This is a genomic window from Microbacterium sp. NPDC076895 (genome assembly GCF_040687115.1).
GTDB lineage: Bacteria > Actinomycetota > Actinomycetes > Actinomycetales > Microbacteriaceae > Microbacterium.
On sequence record NZ_JBFBMQ010000016.1, the window covers coordinates 51,892 to 77,235 of the forward strand.

Annotated in this window: 25 protein-coding genes; 4 read left to right on the plus strand and 21 right to left on the minus strand. The window is 63.0% G+C overall.

What is annotated here, in order from left to right; genetic code table 11:
* From rpsQ to AB0O89_RS13025, 15 genes are all read right to left on the minus strand, one after another.
* Complete coding sequence (gene rpsQ, locus AB0O89_RS12955; protein WP_363498307.1) at window positions 1-402, minus strand: 30S ribosomal protein S17; 402 nt, start codon at window positions 400-402, stop codon at window positions 1-3.
* Complete coding sequence (gene rpmC / locus AB0O89_RS12960) at window positions 402-713, minus strand: 50S ribosomal protein L29 (protein WP_228177320.1); 312 nt, start codon at window positions 711-713, stop codon at window positions 402-404. The genes rpsQ and rpmC overlap by 1 nt, the downstream gene beginning before the upstream one ends.
* The gene (gene rplP / locus AB0O89_RS12965; protein ID WP_195692939.1) at window positions 713-1,132 is read right to left on the minus strand and encodes a 50S ribosomal protein L16; all 420 of its coding nucleotides are present in this window, start codon (window positions 1,130-1,132) and stop codon (window positions 713-715) included. Before rplP ends, rpmC begins: the two co-directional genes overlap by 1 nt.
* A complete protein-coding gene (rpsC, locus tag AB0O89_RS12970; RefSeq protein WP_195692938.1) occupies window positions 1,132-1,890 on the minus strand; it encodes a 30S ribosomal protein S3 in 759 nt (252 codons plus the stop codon). The genes rplP and rpsC overlap by 1 nt, the downstream gene beginning before the upstream one ends.
* Window positions 1,890-2,288, minus strand: coding sequence for a 50S ribosomal protein L22 (gene rplV, locus AB0O89_RS12975; RefSeq protein WP_363498312.1), 399 nt, complete (start codon window positions 2,286-2,288; stop codon window positions 1,890-1,892). The genes rpsC and rplV overlap by 1 nt, the downstream gene beginning before the upstream one ends.
* 25 nt (window positions 2,289-2,313) lie before the next feature.
* Window positions 2,314-2,595, minus strand: coding sequence for a 30S ribosomal protein S19 (gene rpsS / locus AB0O89_RS12980; protein WP_018187348.1), 282 nt, complete (start codon window positions 2,593-2,595; stop codon window positions 2,314-2,316).
* A 13-nt stretch (window positions 2,596-2,608) separates the two neighbouring features.
* A complete protein-coding gene (gene rplB / locus AB0O89_RS12985) occupies window positions 2,609-3,448 on the minus strand; it encodes a 50S ribosomal protein L2 (RefSeq protein WP_292709649.1) in 840 nt (279 codons plus the stop codon).
* 24 nt (window positions 3,449-3,472) lie between these two features.
* Window positions 3,473-3,772, minus strand: a complete 300-nt coding sequence (gene rplW / locus AB0O89_RS12990) for a 50S ribosomal protein L23 (RefSeq protein ID WP_363498317.1) — start codon at window positions 3,770-3,772, stop codon at window positions 3,473-3,475.
* A complete protein-coding gene (gene rplD / locus AB0O89_RS12995) occupies window positions 3,769-4,431 on the minus strand; it encodes a 50S ribosomal protein L4 (protein ID WP_300591418.1) in 663 nt (220 codons plus the stop codon). Before rplD ends, rplW begins: the two co-directional genes overlap by 4 nt.
* A 2-nt stretch (window positions 4,432-4,433) precedes the next feature.
* Window positions 4,434-5,093 carry a 50S ribosomal protein L3 gene (gene rplC, locus AB0O89_RS13000; RefSeq protein ID WP_292709644.1) on the minus strand — a complete coding sequence of 220 codons (660 nt, stop codon included), beginning with the start codon at window positions 5,091-5,093 and terminating at the stop codon, window positions 4,434-4,436.
* Window positions 5,094-5,101: 8 nt separating this feature from the next.
* A complete protein-coding gene (gene rpsJ / locus AB0O89_RS13005) occupies window positions 5,102-5,410 on the minus strand; it encodes a 30S ribosomal protein S10 (protein WP_013584016.1) in 309 nt (102 codons plus the stop codon).
* A gap of 453 nt (window positions 5,411-5,863) precedes the next feature.
* The gene (locus AB0O89_RS13010; protein ID WP_363498321.1) at window positions 5,864-6,352 is read right to left on the minus strand and encodes a hypothetical protein; all 489 of its coding nucleotides are present in this window, start codon (window positions 6,350-6,352) and stop codon (window positions 5,864-5,866) included.
* Between the two features lie 229 nt (window positions 6,353-6,581).
* Window positions 6,582-8,063 carry a sugar transferase gene (locus AB0O89_RS13015; RefSeq protein WP_363498324.1) on the minus strand — a complete coding sequence of 494 codons (1,482 nt, stop codon included), beginning with the start codon at window positions 8,061-8,063 and terminating at the stop codon, window positions 6,582-6,584.
* A gap of 72 nt (window positions 8,064-8,135) precedes the next feature.
* Window positions 8,136-9,899 (minus strand): DUF4012 domain-containing protein, encoded by a 1,764-nt coding sequence (locus AB0O89_RS13020; RefSeq protein WP_363498327.1) that lies wholly within the window; start codon window positions 9,897-9,899, stop codon window positions 8,136-8,138.
* A gap of 37 nt (window positions 9,900-9,936) precedes the next feature.
* Window positions 9,937-11,832, minus strand: a complete 1,896-nt coding sequence (locus AB0O89_RS13025; RefSeq protein WP_363498330.1) for a glycosyl hydrolase — start codon at window positions 11,830-11,832, stop codon at window positions 9,937-9,939.
* A 395-nt stretch (window positions 11,833-12,227) separates the two neighbouring features.
* Here AB0O89_RS13025 and AB0O89_RS13030 point away from each other — a divergent pair, with 395 nt between their 5' ends.
* A complete protein-coding gene (locus AB0O89_RS13030; RefSeq protein ID WP_363498333.1) occupies window positions 12,228-14,561 on the plus strand; it encodes a glycosyltransferase in 2,334 nt (777 codons plus the stop codon).
* A gap of 11 nt (window positions 14,562-14,572) precedes the next feature.
* Here the strand turns inward: AB0O89_RS13030 and AB0O89_RS13035 are convergent, their stop codons facing one another.
* The 3 genes from AB0O89_RS13035 to AB0O89_RS13045 form a co-directional block, all read right to left on the minus strand.
* A complete protein-coding gene (locus tag AB0O89_RS13035; RefSeq protein WP_363498360.1) occupies window positions 14,573-16,390 on the minus strand; it encodes an ATP-binding cassette domain-containing protein in 1,818 nt (605 codons plus the stop codon).
* Window positions 16,391-16,394: 4 nt separating this feature from the next.
* Window positions 16,395-17,246, minus strand: a complete 852-nt coding sequence (locus AB0O89_RS13040) for an ABC transporter permease (protein ID WP_363498336.1) — start codon at window positions 17,244-17,246, stop codon at window positions 16,395-16,397.
* 116 nt (window positions 17,247-17,362) lie between these two features.
* Window positions 17,363-18,358, minus strand: coding sequence for a hypothetical protein (locus AB0O89_RS13045; RefSeq protein ID WP_363498339.1), 996 nt, complete (start codon window positions 18,356-18,358; stop codon window positions 17,363-17,365).
* Between the two features lie 78 nt (window positions 18,359-18,436).
* Here AB0O89_RS13045 and AB0O89_RS13050 point away from each other — a divergent pair, with 78 nt between their 5' ends.
* The 3 genes from AB0O89_RS13050 to AB0O89_RS13060 all read left to right on the plus strand — a co-directional run bounded on the left by AB0O89_RS13050 (window position 18,437) and on the right by AB0O89_RS13060 (window position 21,701).
* The gene (locus tag AB0O89_RS13050) at window positions 18,437-19,381 is read left to right on the plus strand and encodes a hypothetical protein (RefSeq protein ID WP_363498342.1); all 945 of its coding nucleotides are present in this window, start codon (window positions 18,437-18,439) and stop codon (window positions 19,379-19,381) included.
* 578 nt (window positions 19,382-19,959) lie between these two features.
* A complete protein-coding gene (locus AB0O89_RS13055; RefSeq protein ID WP_363498345.1) occupies window positions 19,960-20,913 on the plus strand; it encodes a GSCFA domain-containing protein in 954 nt (317 codons plus the stop codon).
* Window positions 20,910-21,701 carry a hypothetical protein gene (locus AB0O89_RS13060; RefSeq protein WP_363498348.1) on the plus strand — a complete coding sequence of 264 codons (792 nt, stop codon included), beginning with the start codon at window positions 20,910-20,912 and terminating at the stop codon, window positions 21,699-21,701. The genes AB0O89_RS13055 and AB0O89_RS13060 overlap by 4 nt, the downstream gene beginning before the upstream one ends.
* A gap of 131 nt (window positions 21,702-21,832) precedes the next feature.
* Here AB0O89_RS13060 and AB0O89_RS13065 read toward each other — a convergent pair whose 3' ends face one another.
* From AB0O89_RS13065 to AB0O89_RS13075, 3 genes are all read right to left on the minus strand, one after another.
* Window positions 21,833-22,303, minus strand: coding sequence for a DapH/DapD/GlmU-related protein (locus AB0O89_RS13065; RefSeq protein ID WP_363498351.1), 471 nt, complete (start codon window positions 22,301-22,303; stop codon window positions 21,833-21,835).
* Window positions 22,304-22,310: 7 nt separating this feature from the next.
* Window positions 22,311-24,704, minus strand: coding sequence for a glycosyltransferase (locus tag AB0O89_RS13070; RefSeq protein ID WP_363498354.1), 2,394 nt, complete (start codon window positions 24,702-24,704; stop codon window positions 22,311-22,313).
* A gap of 159 nt (window positions 24,705-24,863) precedes the next feature.
* The coding region (locus tag AB0O89_RS13075; protein WP_363498357.1) for a sulfotransferase family 2 domain-containing protein at window positions 24,864-25,344 on the minus strand (481 nt) is incomplete at its 5' end.

Genomic DNA, 25,344 nt, shown 5'->3' on the forward strand with positions numbered 1-25,344 from the left:
TCACTTCGCCTTCTCGAGGATCTCGACCAGACGCCAGCGCTTGGTGGCGCTCAGCGGACGGGTCTCGTTGATGACGACGAGGTCGCCGATGCCGGCGGTGTTGGTCTCGTCGTGCGCCTTCACCTTCGAGGTCCGGCGGATGACCTTGCCGTAGAGGGGGTGCTTCACGCGGTCCTCGACCTCGACGACGATCGTCTTGTCCATCTTGTCCGAGACGACGTAGCCACGACGGGTCTTGCGGTAGCCGCGGGCGTTGGGGTCGCGAACGTCGTGCTCCGAGTGCTCGTGCCCTGCCTCGACCGGAGCCTCGACAACCTTCTCGGCAGCAGCCTTGGCAGGAGCCTTCTTAGCGGGCGCCTTCTTGGCCGGAGCCTTCTCAGTGGTGTTCTCTGTGGTGGCCATCACTCAGCCTCCTCCTTGGCGGCAGCGTCGTCATCCGACTTCGCGGCCTTCGTCTTGCGAGCCTTGGTCGCCTTCTCGACGGGAGCGGGCGTGGCACGGATGCCGAGCTCGCGCTCGCGGATGACGGTGTACAGCCGCGCGATGTCACGCTTGACCGCGCGGATGCGGCCGTGGCTGTCGAGCTGGCCGGTGGCCGACTGGAAGCGCAGGTTGAACAGCTCTTCCTTGGCCTTGCGCAGCTCCTCGACCAGGCGCTGGTCTTCGAACGTGTCCAGCTCGCTCGGGGCGAGCGTCTTGGTGCCGATCGCCATTACGCGTCGCCCTCCTCGCGCTTGATGATGCGTGCCTTCAGAGGCAGCTTGTGGATGGCACGGGTCAGGGCTTCACGAGCGAGCTGCTCGTTGACGCCGGCGACCTCGAAGAGGACGCGACCCGGCTTGACGTTTGCGACCCACCACTCCGGCGAACCCTTACCCGAACCCATGCGGGTTTCGGCGGGCTTCTTGGTCAGCGGACGGTCGGGGTAGATGTTGATCCACACCTTTCCACCACGCTTGATGTGACGGGTCATCGCGATACGAGCGGACTCGATCTGACGGTTGGTCACATAGGCGGGAGTCAGGGCCTGGATGCCGAACTCACCGAACGACACCTTGGTGCCACCGGTGGCCTGGCCATCGCGACCCGGGTGGTGCTGCTTGCGGTACTTGACCTTGCGGGGGATGAGCATTATGCCGACGCTCCTTCTGCGACCGGGGCCTCAGCGGCGCGGTTGTCGCGGCGGGGGCCACGACGGTCGCCACGCTCGCGCGCGGGCTTCTGGTTCGCCTGCTCGCGGGCCAGTTCCTTGTTGGTGAGGTCGCCCTTGTAGATCCAGACCTTCACGCCGATGCGGCCGAAGGTGGTCTTCGCCTCGTAGAAGCCGTAGTCGATGTTCGCGCGCAGGGTGTGCAGCGGCACACGGCCTTCTCGGTAGAACTCCGACCGGCTCATCTCCGCGCCGCCGAGGCGGCCCGAGACCTGGATCCGGACACCCTTGGCGCCGGCACGCTGTGCGCCCTGCAGGCCCTTGCGCATGGCGCGACGGAAGGCGACACGAGCAGACAGCTGCTCGGCGATGCCCTGCGCGACAAGCTGAGCGTCAGCCTCGGGGTTCTTGACCTCGAGGATGTTCAGCTGGATCTGCTTGCCGGTGAGCTTCTCGAGGTCAGCGCGGATGCGCTCAGCCTCGGCGCCGCGGCGACCGATCACGATGCCCGGACGGGCGGTGTGGATGTCGACACGAACGCGGTCACGCGTGCGCTCGATCTCGATGTTGCTGACACCGGCGCGGTCGAGCTGCGTCTTGAGCAGACGACGGATCTTGATGTCCTCGGCCACGTAGTCGGCGTAGCGCTGACCCGGCTTGGTCGAGTCCGAGAACCACCGCGACACGTGGTCGGTGGTGATGCCCAGGCGGAAGCCGTACGGGTTGACTTTCTGTCCCATTACTTGCTCGCCTTCTTGGTCTTGGCAGCGGGCGCGGTCTCAGCGACCTCGGGCGTTGCGAGAACGACCGTGATGTGGCTGGTGCGCTTCTTGATCTGGAATGCACGACCCTGCGCGCGCGGCTGGAACCGCTTGAGCGTCGTTCCCTCATCGACGTACGCGTTCTTGACGAACAGCGCACCCTCGTCGAAATAGGTGCCGTCGTTGTCGGCCTTCACGCGAGCGTTGGCGATGGCCGACGCAACCAGCTTGTAGATCGGCTCGCTCGCACCCTGCGGCGCGAACTTCAGGATCGCGAGGGCCTCTTCGGCCTGCTTGCCCTTGATGAGCGCGACGACACGACGAGCCTTCTGAGGGGTCACGCGGATGTGTCGCACGCGTGCGATGGACTCCACCATTTCTCTCTCCTCTTGCGCCCCCGCGTCAGCGGCGGCGGCCCTTCTTGTCGTCCTTCTCGTGGCCGCGGAAGGTGCGGGTGGGCGCGAACTCGCCCAGCTTGTGGCCGACCATGGTCTCGCTCACGAACACAGGGATGTGCTTGCGACCGTCGTGCACGGCGATCGTGTGGCCGAGCATGGCCGGGATGATCATCGAGCGGCGCGACCAGGTCTTGATGACGTTCTTGGTCCCGGCTTCGTTCTGGGAGACGACCTTGCGAAGCAGGTGCTCGTCGACGAAGGGGCCCTTCTTGAGACTGCGTGGCATCTTCTGTTCCTACCTACTTGCGCTTCTTGCCGGCCGTGCGGCGGCGGACGATGAGCTTGTCGCTTTCCTTGTTGGCGTGGCGCGTACGGCCCTCCGCCTGGCCCCAGGGGCTCACGGGGTGACGACCACCGGAGGTCTTGCCCTCACCACCACCGTGGGGGTGGTCGACCGGGTTCATCGCGACACCGCGGACGGTCGGGCGCACACCCTTCCAGCGCTTGCGGCCAGCCTTGCCCCAGTTGATGTTCGACTGCTCGGCGTTGCCGACCTCGCCGATCGTGGCGCGGCAGCGAGCGTCGACGTTGCGGATTTCACCGGACGGCAGACGAAGCTGCGCGTAGGGGCCATCCTTGGCGACGAGGCGAACTGCGGCGCCTGCCGAGCGGGCCATCTTCGCACCGCCACCGGGGCGCAGCTCGATCGCGTGCACAACGGTACCGGTGGGGATGTTACGCAGCGGCAGGTTGTTGCCGGGCTTGATGTCGGCCGAGGGGCCCGACTCCACGATGTCGCCCTGCTGCAGCTTGTTCGGGGCGAGGATGTAACGCTTCTCGCCATCGACGTAGTGCAGCAGCGCGATGCGCGCGGTGCGGTTGGGGTCGTACTCGATGTGCGCGACCTTGGCGTTGATGCCGTCCTTGTCGTTACGACGGAAGTCGATCACACGGTACTGACGCTTGTGTCCGCCACCGATGTGACGCGTCGTGATGCGGCCCTGGTTGTTGCGGCCACCGGTCTTCGCGATCGGACGAAGGAGCGACTTCTCGGGCGTCGATCGGGTGATCTCAGCGAAGTCCGCCACCGACGAGCCGCGGCGACCGGGGGTCGTGGGCTTGTACTTGCGAATTGCCATGTCTCTAGTCCTCTATCCCGACTGTCAGCCGACGGCCGTGAAGATGTCGATGGAGCCCGACTTCAGCGTGACGATGGCGCGCTTGGTGTCCTTGCGCTTGCCCATGCCGAAACGGGTGCGACGGGCCTTGCCGACGCGGTTGATCGTGTTGACCGAGGCCACCTTGACGCCGAAGATCTTCTCGATCGCGAGCTTGATCTCGGTCTTGGTCGCACGCGGGTCCACGAGGAACGTGTACTTGCCCTCGTCGATGAGCGAGTAGCTCTTCTCGGAGACGACCGGCTTCAGGATGATGTCGCGCGGGTCCTTGTTGACAGTGGTCATGCGGAGACCTCCTGGGTGGAGACGGTCTTCGACGCGACGAACGCGTCATAGGCAGCCTTGGTGAAGACGATGTCGTCCGAGACGAGGACGTCGTAGGCGTTGAGCTGGTCGACGTAGAGCACGTGCACGTACGCGAGGTTGCGAACGCTCAGGATGCTCGTCTCGTCGTCGCGCGTGACGACCACGAGGACGTTCTTCGCCGGGGCGAGGTTGCCGAGGACGGCAACAGCAGCCTTCGTGGACGGAGCACCCTCGATACCGAACGAGTCGACGATGTGCAAACGCTCGCCACGAGCGCGGTCGCTCAGCGCACCGAGGAGCGCGGCAGCGATCATCTTCTTGGGCGTGCGCTGTCCGTAGTCGCGGGGCTTGGGCCCGTGGACGATGCCACCACCGGTCATGTGGGGCGCGCGGATCGAACCCTGACGGGCGTTACCGGTGCCCTTCTGCTTGAAGGGCTTGCGGCCGGCACCCGAGACCTCACCGCGACGCTTGGTCGAGTGAGTACCCTGGCGAGCCGCGGCGCGCTGCGCCACGACGACCTGGTGGATGAGCGGAATGTTCGTCTTGACGTCGAACAGGGCGGCGGGCAGCTCAACCGAGCCGGCCTTCTTGCCGTCAGCCTTGTGGACGTCGAGCGCGAGAGTCGAGTCAGCCATGATCAGGCACCCTTCACTGCGTTGCGGACGTAGACGATGCGACCACGCGCACCGGGGACGGCGCCCTTGACGAGCAGCAGACCCTTCTCGGCGTCGACCGCGTGGACGGTGAGGTTCAGCACGGTGACGCGCTCGCCGCCCATCCGACCTGCCATCCGCATGCCCTTGAACACGCGGCTGGGGGTCGAGGAGGCGCCGATCGAACCGGGCTTGCGGTGGTTGCGGTGCGCACCGTGCGAGGCCGAAACGCCCTTGAAGTTGTGGCGCTTCATGACACCCGCGGTGCCCTTACCCTTGCTGGTGCCGACGACGTCGACCAGCTGACCCGCCTCGAACACGCCGTCGACGGTGAGCTCCTGACCGAGTGAGTAGTCAGCTGCATCCGCCGTGCGCACCTCAGTGAGGTGGCGGCGAGGGGTGACGCCCGCGGCCTCGAAGTGGGCCGAGAGGGGCTTGTTCACCTTGCGGGGGTCGATCTGGCCGTACGCGATCTGAACGGCGTTGTAGCCGTCCTTCTCGGGGGTGCGGACCTGGGTGACCACGTTCGGGGCCACTTCGATCACGGTGACGGGAACGAGCTTGCCGTTCTCGTCCCAAACCTGGGTCATGCCGAGCTTGGTGCCCAGCAGTCCCTTCGAAATCTTTGAGTTGATGTCAGCCATGTCGAACCTCAGAGCTTGATCTCGATGTTGACGTCGGCCGGCAGGTCAAGGCGCATCAGCGAGTCGACGGCCTTGGGCGTCGGGTCGATGATGTCGATCAGACGCTTGTGGGTGCGCATCTCGAAGTGCTCGCGGCTGTCCTTGTACTTGTGGGGCGACCGGATGACGCACACGACGTTCTTCTCGGTCGGAAGCGGCACGGGTCCAACGACCGTCGCGCCCGCTCGGGTCACGGTGTCGACGATCTTGCGCGCCGAGCTGTCAAGCCCCGCGTGGTCGTACGACTTCAGGCGAATGCGGATCTTCTGTCCCGCCATTGTCTGCTCACTCTCTTTCTCGCGTCTTACCTCTGGACCCCGATCGGTTCGGGGCACGGGCATTGGACGCACCGTGGCGCTTGCGCGCCGTGGCACTTCACTCCGCTGCATGGGGATGCTGTCGCGGATGCTGCACCGCTGTTCTGATGTCAACCCGGACGCTCGCGCATCGGGTCCCGCACGACACGCACGCGTGTCACCCTGGCAAGCAGGGATGCTGTGTGGGAAACGTGTTCTGCTGCCCGCGGCCTAGACTCTGCGCTTGCGCGCGTTCTATGCACTGCCCTGGCAGTGATCCAGGCGCACAACAGTGCGCACCGGAATGTGGAACCTCAGTAGTCTACGTGCATCCCGGGCGTGTCGCAAACTCGCGCCGGGATTGATCCGCTACAGCGCTGCATGACGAAGGCCCCCGCCAAAGCGGGGGCCTTCGTTGAGGTTGTACGGTCGCGCTCAGGCGTCCTGGCGTTCGCGGCGCGCCGCGAAGACCGTGACGAGCACACCGCCGAGCAGCAGCACGCCGCCACCGATCCAGACGCCGAGCATCGAACTCGCGTCGAAACCGGTCGTCGCGATCTCAGCCCTGATCGTGAGGATGATGGTCTCACTACCGAGCACGCCCTTGAGTTCATACGATCCCGTGGCGTTCGACGGAAGCGTCACCGTGACGTTCTGACCCGCCGCCTTGGTGACAGAGGTGGAGGTCGGTGCGGCCTTGACCATAGCAAGGCTGCCCGGTCCAACACCCTCACCCGTAAGGGTGTACGTGACGGTGCCGGTGCCGGTGAACTCGAACAGGAACGTCGCCGACCCGCCAGCAGGAATAGTGGTCGTAGTTCCGCTCGGCGGAACAGGCGTGTAGGCCATTGCTGCCGTGGGCGCGGCAACGAGTGCGACGATAGCGATGACTACCGCCGCGATCTTGGTACGAAGGCTCTTCATGGTGTCTCCCCGACGTAGAAAAAGTCTCTTTGGTGTATGCCGACGACGCGGCGTGGGGGGCGTTTTGCGCGGAGGTCAGCGCTGCCTGGAACAGCCCTCGTCCTCCCCGAGTTACTCCCAGGCTACCCACAGCCTCACGGATACCACAATCGTGGGGGGAAAGCGCGACCCAATGTTCTCCGATTCGAAACAAAGAGCGAGCGGCTCTCCTGGATCGCGAGAGCCGAGGTCAGATCGCCGTCGATCCCGGAAAAAGGACGGCCCGCACCGTGCGGAACAAGATCACGATGTCTTGTGTGAACGACCAATTCTCGACGTAGTAGAGGTCCAGCCGGAGAGCATCCTCCCACGACAGCTGTGACCTGCCGCTCACCTGCCACAGTCCGCTCATGCCGGGCTTGACGAGCAGGCGCCTTTCGGCGGTGTCATCGTAGAGGGCGACCTCGGACTCGCGCTGCGGGCGCGGCCCGACGAGACTCATCGAACCCGCGAGAACATTGAAGAGCTGCGGTAGCTCGTCAATCGAATGCTTACGGATGAAGCGCCCGACGCGCGTAACCCGCGGATCGTTGAGCACCTTATGCAAGGGGCGCCCCGCGGCGCCCTCACGGTCGAGCAGACTTGGCAGCAGATCATCTGTTCCTACCTGCATCGAGCGGAACTTCAGCATCAGGAACGACGTTCCGCCGCGGCCGATGCGCGTTTGCCGATAGATGACCGGCCGGCCGCTCTCCAGCACGACAGCGGCCGCGGTCACGAGCATGAGGGGCGATGTGAGCACAATGAGCAACGCAGAAGCGGCGATATCAAAAGCTCGTTTGGCGAACCCGCGGTAGCCTTCGAGCGTCGGGTACTCGACATAGACCAGGGGCAAACCGGCCGCGGGCCGGGAGTGAATCCGCGGTCCAGCGACGTCGGTGAGCTGCGGCGCCACCACCAGGTTGGCGTCGCGGTCAGCGATGGTCCACCCGAGACGTCGCAGCACAACCGGGTCGATTTCGTCGGCGCCTGCGACGATGACCGTGTCCGCGTCGACGGCATCCATGACCTCGATGGCCGTCGCATAGCCTCCGAGGACCGGCACTCCGCCCAGTACCGCACCGGTATGCCCTCCCGTGACGACTCCGACAATGTCGAATCCACTTCCGGGGGTTCGCCGGATCGCCGAAACGATGTGGGCGGCTTTGCGGTGCTCCCCCAGAACGATCGCCCGATACACGTATTTGCGCGCCTTCTGTTGCCGGCGCAGCCATTGCCGCCACATCCATCGCGAAAAGATGAGCAGTACCGCACCGACCGGGATGACTACCAGCAGTAGTGCTCGCGACACCTCGATCCGCAGGAAGAACGCTACCGCGACCAGGAGCGCGAACAGGACTGCGCTCGCGTTCGCGATCCGCGCATACTCGAGAGACCCGCTTCCCACGACATGACGATTACGTGTTTCGAACACGCTGAGGGCGAGCATCCAGAGCAGAGCGACGATCAGGATCGCAACCGTGTACGAAATACCAGGCCCATTCGGCCACGTCACCGACCGCTGTTCGCTCGGCAGCAACACGAACCTGAAAAGAACGAAGACGGCCGCCAGGACTGCCGCGTCACTGACAACCAGCCACCATCCGTAGGCAGACGGCCAGTCCCGCGCCGACCGGCGCTCGGCAGCTCGCGCTGCGAGCGCAGGCGTTCCCTTGCTTGCTCTCCGCAACATTGTCTTACGCGACCCCCCGGGTTGGACCCGGGCACAAACTATACCCGGGCCGAGTCCTCGCGACCGGACGTGTCAACCACAGGAGTTTGTGATTTGAACCTCCGTGGGACGAACCATCGGTGTCGTCACGACAGCAGGGTCTGCGATGTCGCTCGGCCCCGTGAACGTCGCGGTAACAGTTCCCGACTCGCTTGGCGCCAACAGCACCTGGAAGGATGCGACCGGTCTACCGAGGTCTTGGACGTCGGTGCGCATGACGCTCGCTTCCGCACCCTCGACTGAAGCGTCCGTGAGGGTCATCCCAGGCGGCCCGTATACGAACACCTCGGTGCGAAACTGGCTCGCCCCCGCTTTCGCGCTCTTCACGTAGCGGGGCAGCGCGTCCGCCTCCTGCTGAGTGAGATCGAGATGAAGGGTTGTCTGCGTGGTGTACGTGGTGGTTCCGTCAGTGCAGGTGGCCGTGAGCGCGACTGCGGAGTCCATGTAGTAGTCGATCTTCGATGCCGACGTGTCACGGAAGAACACCCCGACTGTTGACGCGTCCGTGTTCGAGACCGGGAGCACGCCGGCTATGCGCTGACCGTCGAGGACCGCCGCGATCGCGGGATCCTCCGACCACATCATGATGTCGCCTCGGTCTATGCCTTCACTCACTGCCCAGGCCATGTCTTTGAGGTCAAAATTGCCTGACGCGACCTTTTCGAACACCGTTGAGGCGACAGCGGCGAAAAACGCGTCCGAAGCTGCGGCGTCGGCCTTGCTCGCGTATGGGTCCCACCACTCGTATACGTCCTTGAGCAGGATCGAGACGGCGTTCTTGTCTGTCAGCTCGACGCCGCCAACGTCGATCGGACCCGTTGCCTTCAAGATGCGGCCCAGCGCGATGGGGTCAACGGAGATGACACCATCGATCTGGTCTGGTCGGATGTCGCGCTGCCAGAAAGCCTGCAGAAGCTTGGCGGCAGTGGGGAAATCGGGACGGCTGGTTGTCGTGTTCACGTGATCGACGAGATATGACGAGTACAACTCAAGGGCGCTCTGATCGACGGGAACATCGACCGGCACGCCCTCAGTGAAGTTGGCGCTGCTTGCCTGGGCCGCAATGGAAATGTTCCCCTGGTCTGCCGTGATGAGTGTCTGCGACGCAGCACTACCGCCTAGCGACGATGCTTCGGCGTTGTTTTGGAAGACGAGAAGGTAGTTCCTGGCTCCATCCATACCCAGGAGCGATGGCAGGATCGCAATGGTGGGGGCGGTTGCCTGAAGGACCTCATCGACCTGATCGACTCCCGACCGCACGGGTCCGATGAGAGTCGACGACCCGCTGACCGCTTGCACGTCGGCCGCCAGCGAAGTGACCACCGGAGCCTGGCTTTGGATAATCGGTAGGACGCGGCTTAGCGGCGACCCATCGCCCTCCTGACTCATCGCCGCGATCACAGGCTGCGCCAGATCATTGGCAAGAACATCCAGCGACTCGCTCGCCAGTCGCACCGCCCGAAGATTGTCGCCGACGAACGGCACGAACTCAGCAAGGCGCCAGACAGGGTCTCCGGCTGCCGCCGCTGCAGCCTCGGCGTGAGTACCGAGTTCTGCAATTCGGTCGGCGGTGGAAAGGTCATCGCCGGCCGATCCCAGGAGGGCCTGAGCCTGCTCGAGTTCGTCCTTCACCGTCAGCGCGCGAAACCCGAGCCAGACTCCGGCTCCGAGGATGAGAACCAGTGACACTGCAACGGTGATCCAGATCGCCCGCCGCCGGCGGCGCGGTGCCGGGTGATCTGCTCGCGCCCGCGCGGCCGCAGCCTCACGAGCAGCACGTCGGGTTTCGTGGGTCATCGTTTGATTCTAGGGAAAGCTCCCTGACGGTTTGCCGTCACGGCGCCGACGGCAGCGCCAGGACGTACACGCCAGCAAGCGGAACGGTGAACGTCACGTTTCCGTTGACCGGTCGCACGGTCCTGCTCGCGCCGTCCGCGCCGATGACACGGATGGGGTTCTCGCTCGCGACAGTTACGGAGGTATCTGCGGTCTTCCCCCAAGCGACCGTGACCTTCTCGTCACCGGAGCCAAAGTCGTATGCGATCACATCATCGGCGAGCGCTGTCACGGGGACGGCTGACTCTGTACCGCGGACGAGCGAGATCAGAAGGGCGTAGCTGAATGCTGCCGGCTTGGGCGGGAGCGCAGCCACACCGACGATCGGCTGAAAGAACAGCCCGAAGTTCCCTTCGTGCGAGGTCGGATCGGTGCTGTCGTTGATGAGGTCGTACCAGAAGAACTTCTCCGCGCCGTTGCCCAGTGCCGTCACCGTCGACTTCAGGAGAAAGTCTGCTTGCTGTTCGACAGTCATCGCAGCAGGATTCGACGTCGAACCGAGCTCAGTAATCCAGATGGGCCGCTCGAAGCCCGCGAACTCCTGCATGCCTTCACGTGATGACGCGATGATATCGGTCAGGAGGTTGGGGTCTCCCGTGACTTGATACGGGTGGAAGCTGACGGCATCCGCGTACGAGAGCCCCCCGTCTTTCCAGAGCTCGTTGAACCACGCAGGATCGTAGTTCGCTGTAGCGCCGGCCACGACCGGAAGGGTGGGGTCGATAGCACGTACGCTGTCGTGGACAGCCTGGAGGAGAGGCACGTAGCAGCTCGGGTCCGTCCCGCACTTCGTCTTGTTGAATCGCTCGTGGTTGAACTCGTTGAAGGCTTCGACACCTACGAGGTCGAAGCGCTCCGCCACAGCGGCCGCGTACCTTCCATACGCAGCGACCGCCTCGGGGTTGTCGGGCACCTTGTCGTTGTCGCTGTAGAGCTTGTTTCCGTAGTTGATGATTCCGAGAATCTTGATGCCGCTTCGGTGCATCTTGTCGAAACCGTCGACGTATGCCGGAGCCCAGTCATAGACGCCTCGCGAGGTCTCATTCAGCCGCCAGAGCACGTCGTTTCGCACTTCGGCAACGCCCACCGAGCGGGCGTAGCGTGCGGCATCTACGTACCACTCGTCTTCGACATGCACGCCGACTCCGAATCGCGAATCGGAGATCGGAGCAGCGGAATCGATCGTCCCGAACGGCGCGGATGTCACCACCCCGGCCGAATCGGTGAGGTCGATGGTGTAATACCCCTGGCCGAGCGAGGAAACAGGGATGCTGGTGACCTTGCCGTCGGAGGCGATCGTCCCCTTTGCGACGGCGATCCCGGACTGAGAGATCGACCACTGCGCGTCGCCCGCGGGGAGGACGACCGCTAACGCGGCGGTGTCGGTGCGCATCAAAAGTGACGAGTTCACGAGCACGTTTGCATAGGTGACGTCATCAAACGAAGGATTGGGAACGACGTTCTTGCCGTCTTCGGACGCCACGGTGATGTCATCGATCGCGAATCCTGTCACCGGCGCGTCGACGCGAAGCGCCACGACGGTCTCCGTCGACTCGCCCGCGGTAAAGGAACCGGTGATCTCGGTCCATTCCGCTGTCAGCTTCGGGACGGCGATCTCTTCCGTGCCCACCTGAAGAGTGACCGGCGCGACTGTGGGCTGCGCCGTCAGCATGCGCACGTTGGCGGACACCGTGTATGTCTCTCCGGGGACAACCTGAATGGGAGCGGATGCCGCCTGAACTGGCGCATCGACGACGGGCGCGTCGACACCGAGAGCGACGCTCCCGGTAGCCGCGTCACCGACCTCGGGGGCTACCTCAGCAACGTCGATCGGCGACGCCAATTGCCAGCCGGCCACGGACCCGACGGTGAGAGCAGTCTGCGGCAGCGCCACCGGCTCGGGAGTAGGCGAAAGGGTCGGGGTGGGTGTAGCGCTAGATTCCGGTGAGAAAAACCACTGCAGCCCCCCCTGCGACGCGTAGACGACGCCCGCCGCGCCCACGAGAACCGTGGCGCAAAGGGCAATGATCCATCCCCCACGGCGCCTCCGGCGCACACGCTTTCGGGGCGGGAGCTTGGGGCTCATCTGGGGCACGGAATGCTCACTCATCACAGCAATGCACGTTCCACAGGTAGACCCTCCTTGGCAGCGCGCGCGGTGCGCTCGTTCCCCGACTGTCGAGGGCGAAGTCGCGGGGCGACTCAGAAGCAATGATAAGCAGAGGAGCGGTGGCTGCCCGGCGATGCGCGGTCCAAGCGGTGGGGCCGGTGCACCCTACAATGAGGCCGATGCAGCCTGCGCCCGCGCTCTCGATAGTCATGCCCGTCTTCAATGATGAGAAGACGCTGGCCGCCGCTCTCCAGAGCGCCCTCGCTCAGACGGTGCGCGAAATCGAGATCGTGTGTGTGGACGACGCCTCAACGGATGGTTCCGTCGCAGTCATCGAGCGCTTCTGCGCCGATGACGAGCGAGTCCACCTCATCCGTCACACCGACAACCTGTCGGCGTTTCAGGCGCGACGCACGGGCGTGGCAGCAGCGTCTGCGGACTATGTGATGTTTCTCGACGGGGACGACGATCTCGACGAAGAGGCTGCCGAGAAGATCCTCGCGCACGCACGCGGCAGCGATGTCGACATCGTCGGGTTCGGCGTGCAGGTCGTTGAGCGGTCAGGTGCGACCGGCGGGGCGTACGAGGCGCGGCTGCAACCGCCGCAACAGCAGTTCGTGGGCGACGACGTCCTGCGCGCGCTCTTTCCTGTGGGCAAGCCTGCTCAGGGCCAACTGTGGCGTTTCGCTTATCGCACGCAGGTGCTTCGCGAGGCCTACGCGCTTGTGCCGGCAAATCTCACCCTCCCCCGCGTCAACGACTTGCCGCTCCTCTTTCTCGCAGCCGCCCTCGCGCGTAGCTACTCCGCAATTCCGGACAAGCTGTACCGCTATCACTTCGGGCGTGGTCGAAGTGGCCACCGCATCACGAGCCTCGACCACGCAACCTTCTACACCACGGCTATCGGCTCCGTGGAAAGTATCCGCCCCGGTGTCGAGAACCTCGCAACGCGCCACGGCGATCCTGCACTGCTGCGGACAAGCTACGAGTCCGCTCGGCTCTCACTCATCGGATATGTCTGTTACCAGCTCACCGAGACCAGCGACGCGGAGCTGGTGGACGCGGCGCTCGCCCATCTGCACACGGTCGCTTCCTCGCGCGACATCGTGCGTGCCGCTGCACGCTTCTATCCCCGCACCCTCGGGACGCTCAAGTACCACACGCGCTGGGAAGGATTCGAATCTCACGCTGCACGAAGCATCCTGATCGCGACCTCGACTCTACGCACGGGAGGCGTCTCCGCAGTTGTTGCCTCCCAAGCTCGCCATCTGCGAGATGCCGGATATCGAGTGACGGTCGTCGCCCGCAATCCCGGCAGCGATCTGACTGTGCTGCCCGAAGATGTCGCATTCGTCGAACTGAAATCACGACGCCTTCTCGAGCAGCTTGCGCAATGGGCCGAGATCTGCCGAGAGCATGAGATCGATGTCGTCGTCGATCACCAGATTTTGTATATGGATGCATGGCCCGAGTTCTCTCTGGTCGCGCGGTCTGAAGGCGCCGCGACCATCGGTTGGGTGCACAATTTTTCGATGCGTCCGCTCTATGACGGCACACAGCGACTCACTCTGATCGAGCAGTGCGCGTCCACGCTCGCATCCCTCATCGTTCTGTCACGGTTGGATGTGGCCTACTTCCGGCTGCGAGGTGTGGAGCATGCCTTCTACCTCCCGAACCCGCCGTCGCCGCTTCTTCTTGACTCATCCGCACCATCGGCGCCCCGTCGCGCTCCGGCGGGGCGGATCGAGCTGGTCTGGTGGGGACGCCTCGAGGAGCGAACCAAACAGGTGACCCAGCTGCTCGAGGTGGCTTCGCACTTGCAGAGGCTTGGCGTCGACTTCCGCCTGCGCATTATCGGCCCCGGCTGGGACGATCTCACGCCCAAGAAACTCACTGCACTCATTCGCCGCCGCAACCTGTCCGACCGCGTCATCGTCATGGGGCCGTTGCGTGGCGCAGCGCTCTTGGCGCAGATCGACGCCTCTCACGCTTTCGTATCCACGAGCATCATCGAGGGATATCAGCTCACCATCGCAGAGGCGCAGTCTCGCGGACTGCCTGTGCTCATGTATGAACTCCCGTGGCTCACATTGGTGCAAGACAATGAGGGCGTCGTTGCGGCACCGCAGGGTGATGCGCGGCAGCTTGCTGCGCGTATCGCGGCCACGCTGGCGGACCCGGAGCAGTACGAACGGCTCTCGATCGCGTCTCTGGACTCAGCTCGACGCGCTCAGTCGCCCGACTTCGCGAGCCTGTACCAGTCGGCTGTGAACGGCGTGCTGCCCTCCGAGTACTCGCCTATGCCTACCCTCGACGATGCGCGCACTCTTCTGGGGCTGATGGCGTTCTTCACCTCCCGATCTCCGCGAGGTGGCAGCAAGCCCGCCAGTTCGTCAGGCTGGGGCACGAGCGTTTGGAGTTCGCTGTCACCGTTAGGTCGGGCCACGCTCCGCAGGTTTCCTGGATTGCGACCTCTTGCTCACCGCGCTCGAAAGTGGCTCGGCGCACGATAGCAGCCGACTGCTTACGGCACGATCGTCGCGCCGGGATCCGGCACGATGGCAGAATCCGTGGGCGTCGGATCGGGGTTTGTCGTGGGCTCTGTACTTGCCGTGGGCTCGGGATTCGCCGTGGCTGTCGGCACGGGATCCGGTGACGGAGATGTAGATGGATCCGCTGCTCCCCCCGTGCCGGGATCCGTCTGATTCGGCGACTGGCCCGGGTTTTGCTGTTCCGATGTTCCCGGATCTGCGGGCTGTTGCGGAGCGGGAACCACGGCGCCGCTGTCGGCAAGATCTCGCGTGACCGTCACAACAGAGCTCACATGCGCTCCGTCAGCTCCCTGCACCGTCAGCGTGTACGACCATGCCTCTTGATCGCACGGGAATGGGGCTGCGTACTCGGAGACGGAACCGGGGAGTCCCGTCTCTGCCGGCGCGTCGATCGCATCGACCTGCACCGCTGCTCCCGCAACAGCAATGTCGACGGCGTTACTCACGTCCCAGCTGAGCAGAGCGGTCGCTTCCGCGTCCGGCGCCGCACATACGACCGAGCCGGATGTCGCGGAGAAGCCGGAGATGACGGGCGTAACGGCGGGGTCGAACGAGGCCGAGGGCTTGGTCGTCGGGTTTGACCTGACAGGCTCACTCACGGCGTGTGGAACGGCCGCGACCAGCGCGATAGCAGCGCCCGCGGCGATCGCAAGAAGAACCGCGGCACTCGTAATCACCAGGGCTATGATGCGCCGCCGGTATCGATTACGCGCATTGCGCATGTACCGCTCCCGACGCGCGAGGGCGCGACCTCCGTCCTCAGGCGAAACCAGCTCTCGCACGTCTTCGGAGACATTGACGAGCATCTTCTCGAGGGGCGACGAGGTCGGCGCCTCATCAGCTTTAGCTGCCGAGGGATTCGTGCGACCGCTGGACGGACTGACCGGGACCGGGGCGGCAGCACCGTCCGCAAGAGAACGCTTCGATCCGCCCGCCTGCATTCGGTTTGATCCGGCCGGGCGTCGCTTCGCGGCTCGGGCAGATGACGCTCCCACGGCGCTGTTGCCAGGTTGCTTGGTCCACTTCACATAGTCCGCGATCACGTCCTTCGCCGCGCCATCGGCTCGAAGCTCGCCCTTATGTATCCACAGCACCCGCTCGCACGTTTCCCGCAAGGTTCCGGCCGAGTGGCTGACGATCATGACGAGCCCGGCGCTATCGCGAAGCGAACGGATTCGCTCTTCGCTCTTGAGCTTGAAGCGCCGATCACCGACTGAGAGGGCCTCATCGATCAGGAGGATCGAGTGCGCCTTGGCCGAGGCAATGGCAAAACGCAAGCGTGCGCCCATCCCCGACGAGTATGTACGCATCGGGTGGTAGAGGAACTCGTTGAGTTCGGCGAAATCAGCGATCTCGTCGACGCGCGCAGCGGCTTCCTCGGTGGTGAATCCCATCGCCAGAAGCCCCAGCTTGATGTTGTTTTCGCCTGAGAGCTCAGGCACGAGCGCTGCGTTCACGCCAAGCAGAACGGGGCGGTCAGCTGCCCAGATCTTTCCCGCAGAGGTGGGGATCAATCCACTCATCGCGCGGAAGAGAGTGGATTTTCCCGAGCCATTGTGACCGATAACGCCGATAGTCTCGCCTTCGGAGGCGATGAAGCTGACGCCCCGTAAGGCTGGAACCGTGTGTAATCCGCGGCCGCCTCGCAAAGCGTTCACACTCAATAAACTGTCTCGGGCAGTCATCCGTTTGCCCGACGCATACACGCGGTACGTCACATGAGCGTCCTGCGCGACGATCATCGGCCTCGACCCCGGAGCGGCTGCCATACCGCCGGCGCTGGGAATCATCAACTCAGTCACTGAGCCCGTACCTCGCCTCGGCTCCCCAGAAGTACAGAACTCCGACAGTAACCACCACGACGGCCCACACGGGTGCGGCGACGAGGGCAAGCAACGGCGCAGGATGGTCAGTGAGCATCACGCCACGCACCAGCGCGATGTAGTCGTACGTAGGAATGAGGTGCGCGACTGTAAGAATCACCGGGTTATCGGCGAAGATCACGTCAACCTGAAAGAAGATCGCGCTCGCATAGAGCAGGAACCTATTGATGACGGGGATGAGTTGCTGTACGTCTCGTGTCGTAACCGACATGCGGGCCACGATGAGACCAGCACCTAGGTTGAACATTCCCATCATGATCATGATGGGAATCACCAGCAACCATGACCACGCCAGCGGCACTCCGAATACCAATAACAGGATGCCGAGGAGAACCAGAATCGGCACAATACGCATCGTCTGCTCGATTACAACCGAGATCGGAAGGAGTATGCGCGGGAAGCCTAGGCTCTGAACGAGCTTGGCGTTTCCGGTAATAGACCGGGCTGCATTGCCAAAGCTTCCCGTGAAGTATTCGAAGACGAAGACGCCCGTGATGACATAGGGAATGAAGTCAGCCGGACGAGCGGCGTTAGAGAGTAAAACTCCGAAGATCGTGCCGTAAATCAGGGCTATGAGCAACGGTTTGAGCACGATCCACAGGATGCCCAGACGGTTTCGTACTAGACCGCCGAACAGACTGTAGGACGCGAAGGTGAAAGCGAAAGTTCTGCGCCGCCATGCCTCAGCAAGGTAGGAGCCGAGGGGCGGTCGTTGACCGACCTCACTCAGCCCATACGAGGATGAGGAAAGATGCGCATCCACGAAGGTTAGCTACCTTTCTGGCCTCCACGCACATCGCGGGCCGCTCCCCCGAGTGCACATCTGACACATGATACAGCGGGGATACGCCACGGGGGATCGCAAGCTCATCCTCACTGTCACGCGCTGTCTGCGATTGCGTTCCGTAGGCGCGACGTCAGCTCTCGCAAACGTAGCCGCGCGCCAGAAACCGGCAACGCGAGCGTTGAGTGCACGGAAGGCAGACGCTCGAGGCGGTTCTCGATGCCATCATGGGTACCGGTCAGCTGTTCGAGCCCGACCGCACGAAGGAGTCGGTCGATCTTTTGCGGATCTACGGCGCTGCCGACGGGATAGGCCCCCTCCGTCGCCGCCATGATGAGCGCGTGCGCACGATCACTCACGACAGCAACCGAGGACGCGTACACCGACCGCACGTGTTGATCGACTTCGTCGTGCCGCGTGCTCGGAGCCACCAGGTATTCGCCGTCGAGCCGCTCAGCGAGCGCTACTGCCCGCGGCGCGTCCCTCGCCACCTGCGCGACGGTGACGATCTGCAGGCGGGAAGCCGCTGCAAACAAACGCACCCGGTCGAACCAAGCAGGAGAAGGCAGTTCGCGGTCGAATCTGAGCGTGAGGGCCAGGAGGCGACGTTCGGCGTAACCCGACCACGCGGGGCTCGCCGAACCCAAAGCGAAGGCCCAGTCCGGCGCGACCCCCCCGAAGCCAGCCTCCGCACGTGAATCACGGTCTCTCCACGTCATCACCGCAGCTTCGCGAAATGCGCGGCCGAATGACACGGAGCTCGCGACGGACGGGTCTTTGAGTCCCACCCCCGCTGCGATCACGATCCCCCGTCTTTTCAGTACCGACCGCATCTCGGCGATACGGTCTCGATGCGGAAACCTGCCGCCCTTCGCTGGGTTGATTTCTCCGGCATTCACCACGTAGACGGGGCGGGAAACGCGTGCACAGACATCAATCCAGGCAGACCGCGAACGGTAGTAGATGTCGTCTTCGCTTATGGAGATGCCGGCGAGGTAGTCCTCCGACTGGCCCTCGAGCGTGATGTGAAGCTGAGCCCCAGACTCTCGAAGGCCGGCCAGGAGGCCGGCGCGAAGGGCTGAGTCGCCCACGTTGTCATCCTGACCAGACGGCTGGACGAAGACATCCCTCAAGCTTTAGCCTCCACGGATCAAACCTAGTATGGTGACGTGCCCAGCCCCGACAACTCGCCCGTTGACGGGGGCGAGCTACGGGTTCATGTGACCCAGCGCCCGCCTGCACCCCGACTTGCTTACGTCGACCAGCTGGTAGGAGCGCCGGGCGTGCGATTTCGTTACTCGCAGCGCAGAATCAGGCGCTTCGACGTAGACGTCATCCACGTGACCGATGACCAACTGGACATCCTCCTCGGGACGCACGGTCGAAGCGACTGGTGCCGGCTGCTCATGGCTCTCGCATTTGCGCTGGCGATTCGCTTTCGTAAGGTCGCGTTGGTGCGCACGCTGCTTCCGTCACCGGAAATTCGAACCTCGCGCGCGTGGCTCCGTGGGCAGAGAATTCTCGACGCCGCGACCGACGTCTTCGTGACGCCCGACGGTCAGGTCGCGACGCCAGATTCGAGTCGAACGGTCGTCATTCCGTACTCTCATTTCCGCGAGAGATTCATCGGGTTCCCCCGAGCGAAGCAGTCGACCACGGGCGTTTTGTGGGCCACAGGCGCCGAGCATGCTACCGAAGATATCGCCCGTCCTTCCCAGCGGATCGACGTTGCGGCCATCTCGGACGGTGCTCTGGCGCATCGGATCACGGCCGCCGAGCTCGTAGTCGTACCAAAGATCGATACTCTCGCTGACCTGCAGATGGTATTCGTCGCGTTATCGCTCGATCGTCCGGTACTCACCCAAACGCACGAAACGCTGACCTCGCTTGCAGAGACCATTGGGCCGCGATGGCTTTTTCTGAGTCAGGAGCCAATCACGTCTCGAGAGGTTCACGCAGCAATCACGCAGACACGGGAAGCCAAACCCGAACCACCCCCCGACCTCGACGCGCACGACCCAGGATTGATCCGGAATCTCTACGGGGAGACATACGCGAGGGCGACTCACCGTCGGCGAAGACCGAAGGAGCCTCCTCACGGAGCACCCCTCTAGCACCGTCATCGGCGGGCGGGTTGCCTCTCTCGTCCCGAAGGACGCGAGGTCTCCGGACACCTCATATAGACGGATGCCGAGAAGGGGATCAGCGATTCGCGGCGAGCGCAGTCCGGTATCGACGCGCTGCACCCGACGGCACTCATCGACGCCGCAGCGAAGGTGTGTGACGGACAAGTCGCGAAACCGGCGCGTCTATGTAGCTGTCGGGATCGACCGCGAAAGGCGCCGCGACGCATCTATGAGCGACGGCGGTCGCGCAACGGTCGATTAGACCGAAGCCCTCCCAAACGAATAATCGGACGGGTCCTTTGTTGGGGAGGCAACCTTTTGCAAGGGCGACAATGAGCGAGACACGAGCAGATGCCCGGTTCTGCTAGGCTGCTCGCGGAAGCTGGTCGCGCCGGCCGGTGTCGCGCACAGAGCGAAGTTGAACTGGGGGAAAGATCTTGGCAAATCATCCTTATCGAGGACTTCCGTCTCGCGCCTACTGGAAACAAGCCGTCGCAGAGCGAAACGCGCTCGAGTTGGAGGACGTATATCTTCCACGATTCGAGATTTCCAAGTCCGATTCGATCGTGGCGGCTGGTAGCTGCTTCGCTCAACACATCGGTAAGCAGTTCAAGCGAAGGGGGTATCGCTACATCGATGCGGAGCCCGCCCCACCGCTCCTCGCGCAGTCGGATCTGCATACCTTTGGCTACGACATCTATTCGGCGCGTTACGGCAACATCTACTCGGCACGCCAACTCGTTCAGACTTTTGCTCGCGCCCGTGGGGACTTCTCTCCCACGGACGACTACTGGACCGATGGAGAGCGCTTCTACGACCCGTTTCGGCCCACGATCGAACCTCTCGGATACGAGAGCCTGGAAGAGCTGCATCGTCATCGTCGGTCGCACCTCCAAGCGGTCGGCACCCTCCTGCCGCAAGCCGATCTTTTCGTCTTCACGTTCGGACTGACCGAGGCGTGGGAGAACACAGAGGACGGAGCTGTCTATCCGACCTGCCCCGGAACCCATCACGGGGAGTTCGACGAGTCCAAACACAGGTTCGTCAACTTTCGGTTCTCGGAAGTGCTCCAAGACTTCGAAGATTTCATGGACTACGCTCGGTCCGTAAATCCGCAGATGCGATTCCTCCTAACCGTCTCGCCTGTCCCGCTCGTCGCGACCGCCTCTGGCAATCACGTCCTCACCGCGACCTATGAGTCCAAGTCAATCTTGCGCGCGGTGTGTGGCGAGCTTCACGCCAAGTACGACTACGTCGACTACTTTCCGTCATACGAGCTGGTTTCGTCGCATCCCGTCCGCGCACTCGGTTACGAGCCCAACCTGCGCACGGTATCCGCAGCCGGGGTCGCCCACGTGATGGGCGTGTTTTTCTCCGCGCACGGCGACGACACGGTCCCGAGCCCGAGTTCGCGAGAGGGGTCTCACGAACCAGCCGCAGGCAGCGAGAACCCAACCGCCACGCAAGATGACGAAGACACGGTCTGCGACGAAGTCATTTTGGAGACGTTCGGCCGATGACGAAGTTCATCATCGCGGGAAACTCTCACGTCGCAGCGCTCCGCCAGGGCCTCGAGCGTCTCGCAGAGACGGCCACGTCGGGCATCGAAACCACGAGCGAACCGAACACTTGGACGTGGGGCGAGGACAGCGTCCAAGTCGTCGCCCTCGGCAGCGGGAGATTTGAACTGCAGGAGTTCAGCACTTCGAAAGGGGGAAAAGTCAGCTTCATTGGGCGGTACGCGCACGCATTTAGACAGCAAACGGGTGCCACGCATCTCGATCCCGCCGTGGTCTGGGCGTTCGTCAACGTCGCGAATGGCGAGCGAGTCTTCCGCCAGCCGATGTGGAAGGTTTTCGCCCCATCAGCTCTCGCGCCGACCGCTGGCAGAACACCCCTCACGGAGGCGGTGATCCGACGAATGCTGGAAAACGACCACGCCCCCGCTAGAGCCTTCTACGAGCGGATTAAGGAGGCCGGAATCAGCGCCGTCGCTGTGGAACCTCCTCGTCCGCAGTCCGCGCATCACGCGCTCGCGGACGATCACGACCGAAGCGTGGCGCTCTACCTCGATGCGCTCACCCGCGAGATGTGGCAGGACTGGCTGAATGCGCGTTCGATTCGGTATGTCGAACCGCCGGCGAGTTCCATCGGGACCGACGGCTTCCTGAAACCCGAGTTGCGCAGGATCGGCCTTAACCCTCAGGGGAAGCCAGATACCAACCATGGGAATGCGAAGTTTGGAAGCAACTACATACAGCGGATTGTGGGTGCGATGCGGGCAGAGATCGATATGACACGAGCCTGAAACCGCGCTGGCTCCGCCACTCACGCACCGCTCAGGTATCGGAGCCCCTTTGACTGCCGCATTCCCCAGCCTAAGATTGCAATCCTCTCGCGGCCAATGCTTGGAACGGGCGTAGTGCCCAGCCCCGCGGATCAATCAAGGGTACGCAACGGCACAGCTGGCACGCCGCCAGCAAGCGTGTTGTCGGGAACGTCCCGAGTAACGATCGATCCGGCGGCGATGATGCAGCCAGAACCAATCGTCACGCCCGCAAGTACGGTGACAGACGCGCCGATCCATGTTCCGTCCCCGACCGCGATCGGATCAAATCTCGAAGCTCCAGCACGCTTCGAAGCAGGGCCGATCTCATGGGTGTCGGATATGAGACGTACGAACGGGCCGATGTTGACGTCGTCACCGATCGTGGTATTAGGCCTGATGTATGCGTCTCGATTTATGAAGACACGATCCCCGACCGTGACCGGGCCCAACACCTCCGCACCGCGGTATATCCGGACGCTCTGTCCGATACGGATTGGTCTCTGCTCGTTGTGCACCAGCTTCACACGACGGTCGATGTCGCTGTTAGCCCCGATCGTCAAACTGGGTGATTGTGGATCCATAGGCACATCATCTCGTAGACCGCACGATGTTGTTGAACTTGTGAGCAAGAGGGCGAAGGCGCGGAACGAGTCTTAGCAGTGCCCGGCCTGCGGGCCGCAAGAGTTGGACAGTTTGGGGCTCGGTACGTTTAGCGAGCTCTCGCGATAGTCGACGAACTTCCTTCCGCTCCGCGTCACGTTCCTGTGAAATCTTTGACTTCGAACGCGCTTCGCGTCCGACATTCTGCTCACTGAAGTAGATGGCGAGGCGCAGAAGCATCTGCGCGTCCTCGAGAGTGGCCTCTGGTGAGTGTTCGCTCGGTAACTCGCTGGTCAGGAGCTGGCGGTAGAGAGCATCGAAGTCGTGGGAGATTGCATCGTGCCCCGCAGCGAGGGACGCCGCAGAGTGCAAAGCATATGCATCCCGGTCATTGCTCAGATGGGCGATTTGAGTCGCGAGAGCGAGGTGGTCCCCCTGAGGCGCAGTGAGGATCCCGCGATTCGCCTCGGCAACGGCGAGCCAGGGCAGCTCGAACATCACCACCGGCAGTCCAAGCACCTGGGCTTCTGTTAGCGCCAGAGGATAACCTTCGATTGCGCTCGTTGACACGTATACATCGGCCGAATTGAGCGCATCCAAAAGCTCACTGCCCTGAAGCGGCCCTGTCAGAGTAAGAGCATCGGAAACGCCCAACTCTTCTGCGTACTTGAAGAGTTGATCGGCGTGCAGGTCAGGTGAGTCCGGTCCGATCACGGTGAGAGAGAATTCGACGCCAGACTTGCGGAGGGCCGCGGCAACGTCAACGAGTGATCGCACACGTTTTGTGTGCTGCTGTAGCCGACCCCACCAAAAGAGTCGGATCGGCCCGACAGGCGCCTCACGAGGTACGGTGCGATGCGGCAGGCTGGCCAGAAGGGGGGAGGGAGGGTTCGGCAGATAAACGACGTCGCTTATGCCTTGCAGTTTCCAGAAGGCGACATCCGTGTGTGACAGCACAACCACGCGAGCCAGTGTGCCTAGGTAGCGACTGAGGTGCTGAATTCGGGTGTTGAAATCGAAGACAGGACGCAGCGCGAAATTGTGGATCCAGCCAATTGTGGGGATTCCAAGCGTGCGCGCCGCAAGTGCGAAGAATGGAAAATCGTCGTTATAGAGTACCCAGTGGTCGATAATTGCATCAACTTGGTGTTCGCGGCAAAGCTTCAGATAGGTGTCAAGCTTCTCTGGCATCGCCCCGCCAGAAATCTCGACCAGCTCGACCCCGCTGGGAGGCGTGTGTATGGCATCGCGGAGCGTGCGCGCGGCGATGACGACGTTAAACCCCGCGTCAACGAGATGCCTCGCTTGCGAAATCACGACTCCTTGAGCGCCACCGCTCTTCAAGTTGCCTGTGACGATCATCACCCTCTTGACTGACGAATCGAGACCGTGCACGCGCTCGCTGTGCTGCGCAAGGAATGGCAGAGCGCCCCGGTAGAACCATGCCGCCGCCAGGACGATCTCACTAGGACGCGCCTTGGCGTGAAGGCTCGCGTAGCACGATTCTTGTAGTTCTGTCGCTTGCATTGGTGCGCAATAGCGCAGTATCGATTGAATTATCGAGAGCCGTGCTGTCTGATAGGGGCGCAGAATGGTCGCTGGATCCTGCCGAATCTTGGCCAGGTCGCCGACTGCGTCCCCGATGGCAGCGATCGAATCAAGGGCGCCCAGGTAGAACTCGAAGTCTTCCAGAGACTCGACGTCGCGCCCGCTTGCCCCTCGCCTCCAAAAGTAACGATAGAGGCGCGCCTCCGTGGACACATACCTCTGAGCCATAGCTAGAGCGAGGAATGAAATCGGGATGTCGTTCGCTCGCGGGAAGCTGAGATCCTCCGCCAACGCCGCATACGCAGACTGAAGCAGTCCAGTCGCCCAGAGGTATCGCCACAGCTGGCCCTGGACAATGTCACCTTCCGGGAACAGTGCTGGCGCAATGTTCTCCCCGTCCAGCCTTCGATGTTTCGGCTGCAGCTGCTTCACGAAGCTACCGCTGACTTGAGCAGGGAATACCCCTTCGACGCCGAAGCCGACGACATCTGCGCCCGCCGCGTCCGCGAGCCGAGTGGTGATCTCGACTGCTTCGGGCTTCAGCTCGTCGTCACCGTCAAGGAAGAGTACGTGGTCGGCGCGAGCTGCCATGACCCCGACTCTGCGCGCCTGAAACGCTGACCGATTCGAATCCTGCCGAATAAGGCGAACGCGTGAGTCTAGCTCCACGATGGATTCAACTAGCTCACAGGTCGCGTCCGTAGACGCATCGTCAACGCAGATCACTTCGATGTCGGAAACCGTCTGCTGCAGACAGCTCTGAATCGCAGTTGCGACATACTCTTGGTCGTTGAACATCGGGATGACGATCGACACAAGCGGACGCATGGACATGAGACCTCCAGTGGAGAGCTAACGTGCGAGCGGCCGCATATGTTGCTCGCCTTCTTATTACCCCCGGCCACCGCCAATCCTAGCCTCGCGCTCCACTGTCTTCGATTCGGCTCAGACGCTCGGGGCCTTCGGGCGCGGGTCTCGGGGACCCGTCAATGGTCAGCGGTCGTACCCGAACACCTCGAAATCAGCGGAGTATTGTTCCAGCAGTTTGGCGCGGAGTCGTGCGGATACGCGAACATCACGACTTGAGACAGCTCGATGCTCTCCCCCCACTTTCTCCCTCGGGATATGAGTCGGACCGGAGATGCCGAAGCGCGTATTAAGGTCCTGGATTGCCTCGTTCAGTCCATCCTCAAGTCGGTAGACAACGGCTTCCTCCAGCAAGAATTCACTCTGGGCCCGCATGTGATTGTCCAAATGAAACGGATCCCGCCGCGCGAACGCGAACTGACGAAGTGCCCAGTCCTCGACATAATCCTCGTCAAGGCGAAGATCGGTCCGGCGCTCGTGGCGCATGAGGTACTCCGACTGGAGGCGCGCGATGGGGCCTTGACCCTTGATCGTGGACACGGTGTCGGGTGGGTTATGCCGCTTCCGCGAGGGTAGCTGATCTCGCGGCTTCGTAGACGTTCTCGTA

Excerpts from the sequence above, each read along its gene's own strand:
- rpsQ (WP_363498307.1), bottom strand. The coding sequence starts at position 402 with ATGGCCACCACAGAGAACACCACTGAGAAGGCTCCGGCCAAGAAGGCG.
- rpmC (WP_228177320.1), bottom strand. The coding sequence starts at position 713 with ATGGCGATCGGCACCAAGACGCTCGCCCCGAGCGAGCTGGACACGTTC.
- rplP (WP_195692939.1), bottom strand. The coding sequence starts at position 1,132 with ATGCTCATCCCCCGCAAGGTCAAGTACCGCAAGCAGCACCACCCGGGT.
- rpsC (WP_195692938.1), bottom strand. The coding sequence starts at position 1,890 with ATGGGACAGAAAGTCAACCCGTACGGCTTCCGCCTGGGCATCACCACC.
- rplV (WP_363498312.1), bottom strand. The coding sequence starts at position 2,288 with ATGGTGGAGTCCATCGCACGCGTGCGACACATCCGCGTGACCCCTCAG.
- rpsS (WP_018187348.1), bottom strand. The coding sequence starts at position 2,595 with ATGCCACGCAGTCTCAAGAAGGGCCCCTTCGTCGACGAGCACCTGCTT.
- rplB (WP_292709649.1), bottom strand. The coding sequence starts at position 3,448 with ATGGCAATTCGCAAGTACAAGCCCACGACCCCCGGTCGCCGCGGCTCG.
- rplW (WP_363498317.1), bottom strand. The coding sequence starts at position 3,772 with ATGACCACTGTCAACAAGGACCCGCGCGACATCATCCTGAAGCCGGTC.
- rplD (WP_300591418.1), bottom strand. The coding sequence starts at position 4,431 with ATGGCTGACTCGACTCTCGCGCTCGACGTCCACAAGGCTGACGGCAAG.
- rplC (WP_292709644.1), bottom strand. The coding sequence starts at position 5,093 with ATGGCTGACATCAACTCAAAGATTTCGAAGGGACTGCTGGGCACCAAG.
- rpsJ (WP_013584016.1), bottom strand. The coding sequence starts at position 5,410 with ATGGCGGGACAGAAGATCCGCATTCGCCTGAAGTCGTACGACCACGCG.
- AB0O89_RS13010 (WP_363498321.1), bottom strand. The coding sequence starts at position 6,352 with ATGAAGAGCCTTCGTACCAAGATCGCGGCGGTAGTCATCGCTATCGTC.
- AB0O89_RS13015 (WP_363498324.1), bottom strand. The coding sequence starts at position 8,063 with ATGTTGCGGAGAGCAAGCAAGGGAACGCCTGCGCTCGCAGCGCGAGCT.
- AB0O89_RS13020 (WP_363498327.1), bottom strand. The coding sequence starts at position 9,899 with ATGACCCACGAAACCCGACGTGCTGCTCGTGAGGCTGCGGCCGCGCGG.
- AB0O89_RS13030 (WP_363498333.1), top strand. The coding sequence starts at position 12,228 with ATGCAGCCTGCGCCCGCGCTCTCGATAGTCATGCCCGTCTTCAATGAT.
- AB0O89_RS13035 (WP_363498360.1), bottom strand. The coding sequence starts at position 16,390 with ATGATTCCCAGCGCCGGCGGTATGGCAGCCGCTCCGGGGTCGAGGCCG.
- AB0O89_RS13060 (WP_363498348.1), top strand. The coding sequence starts at position 20,910 with ATGACGAAGTTCATCATCGCGGGAAACTCTCACGTCGCAGCGCTCCGC.
- AB0O89_RS13065 (WP_363498351.1), bottom strand. The coding sequence starts at position 22,303 with ATGGATCCACAATCACCCAGTTTGACGATCGGGGCTAACAGCGACATC.
- AB0O89_RS13070 (WP_363498354.1), bottom strand. The coding sequence starts at position 24,704 with ATGTCCATGCGTCCGCTTGTGTCGATCGTCATCCCGATGTTCAACGAC.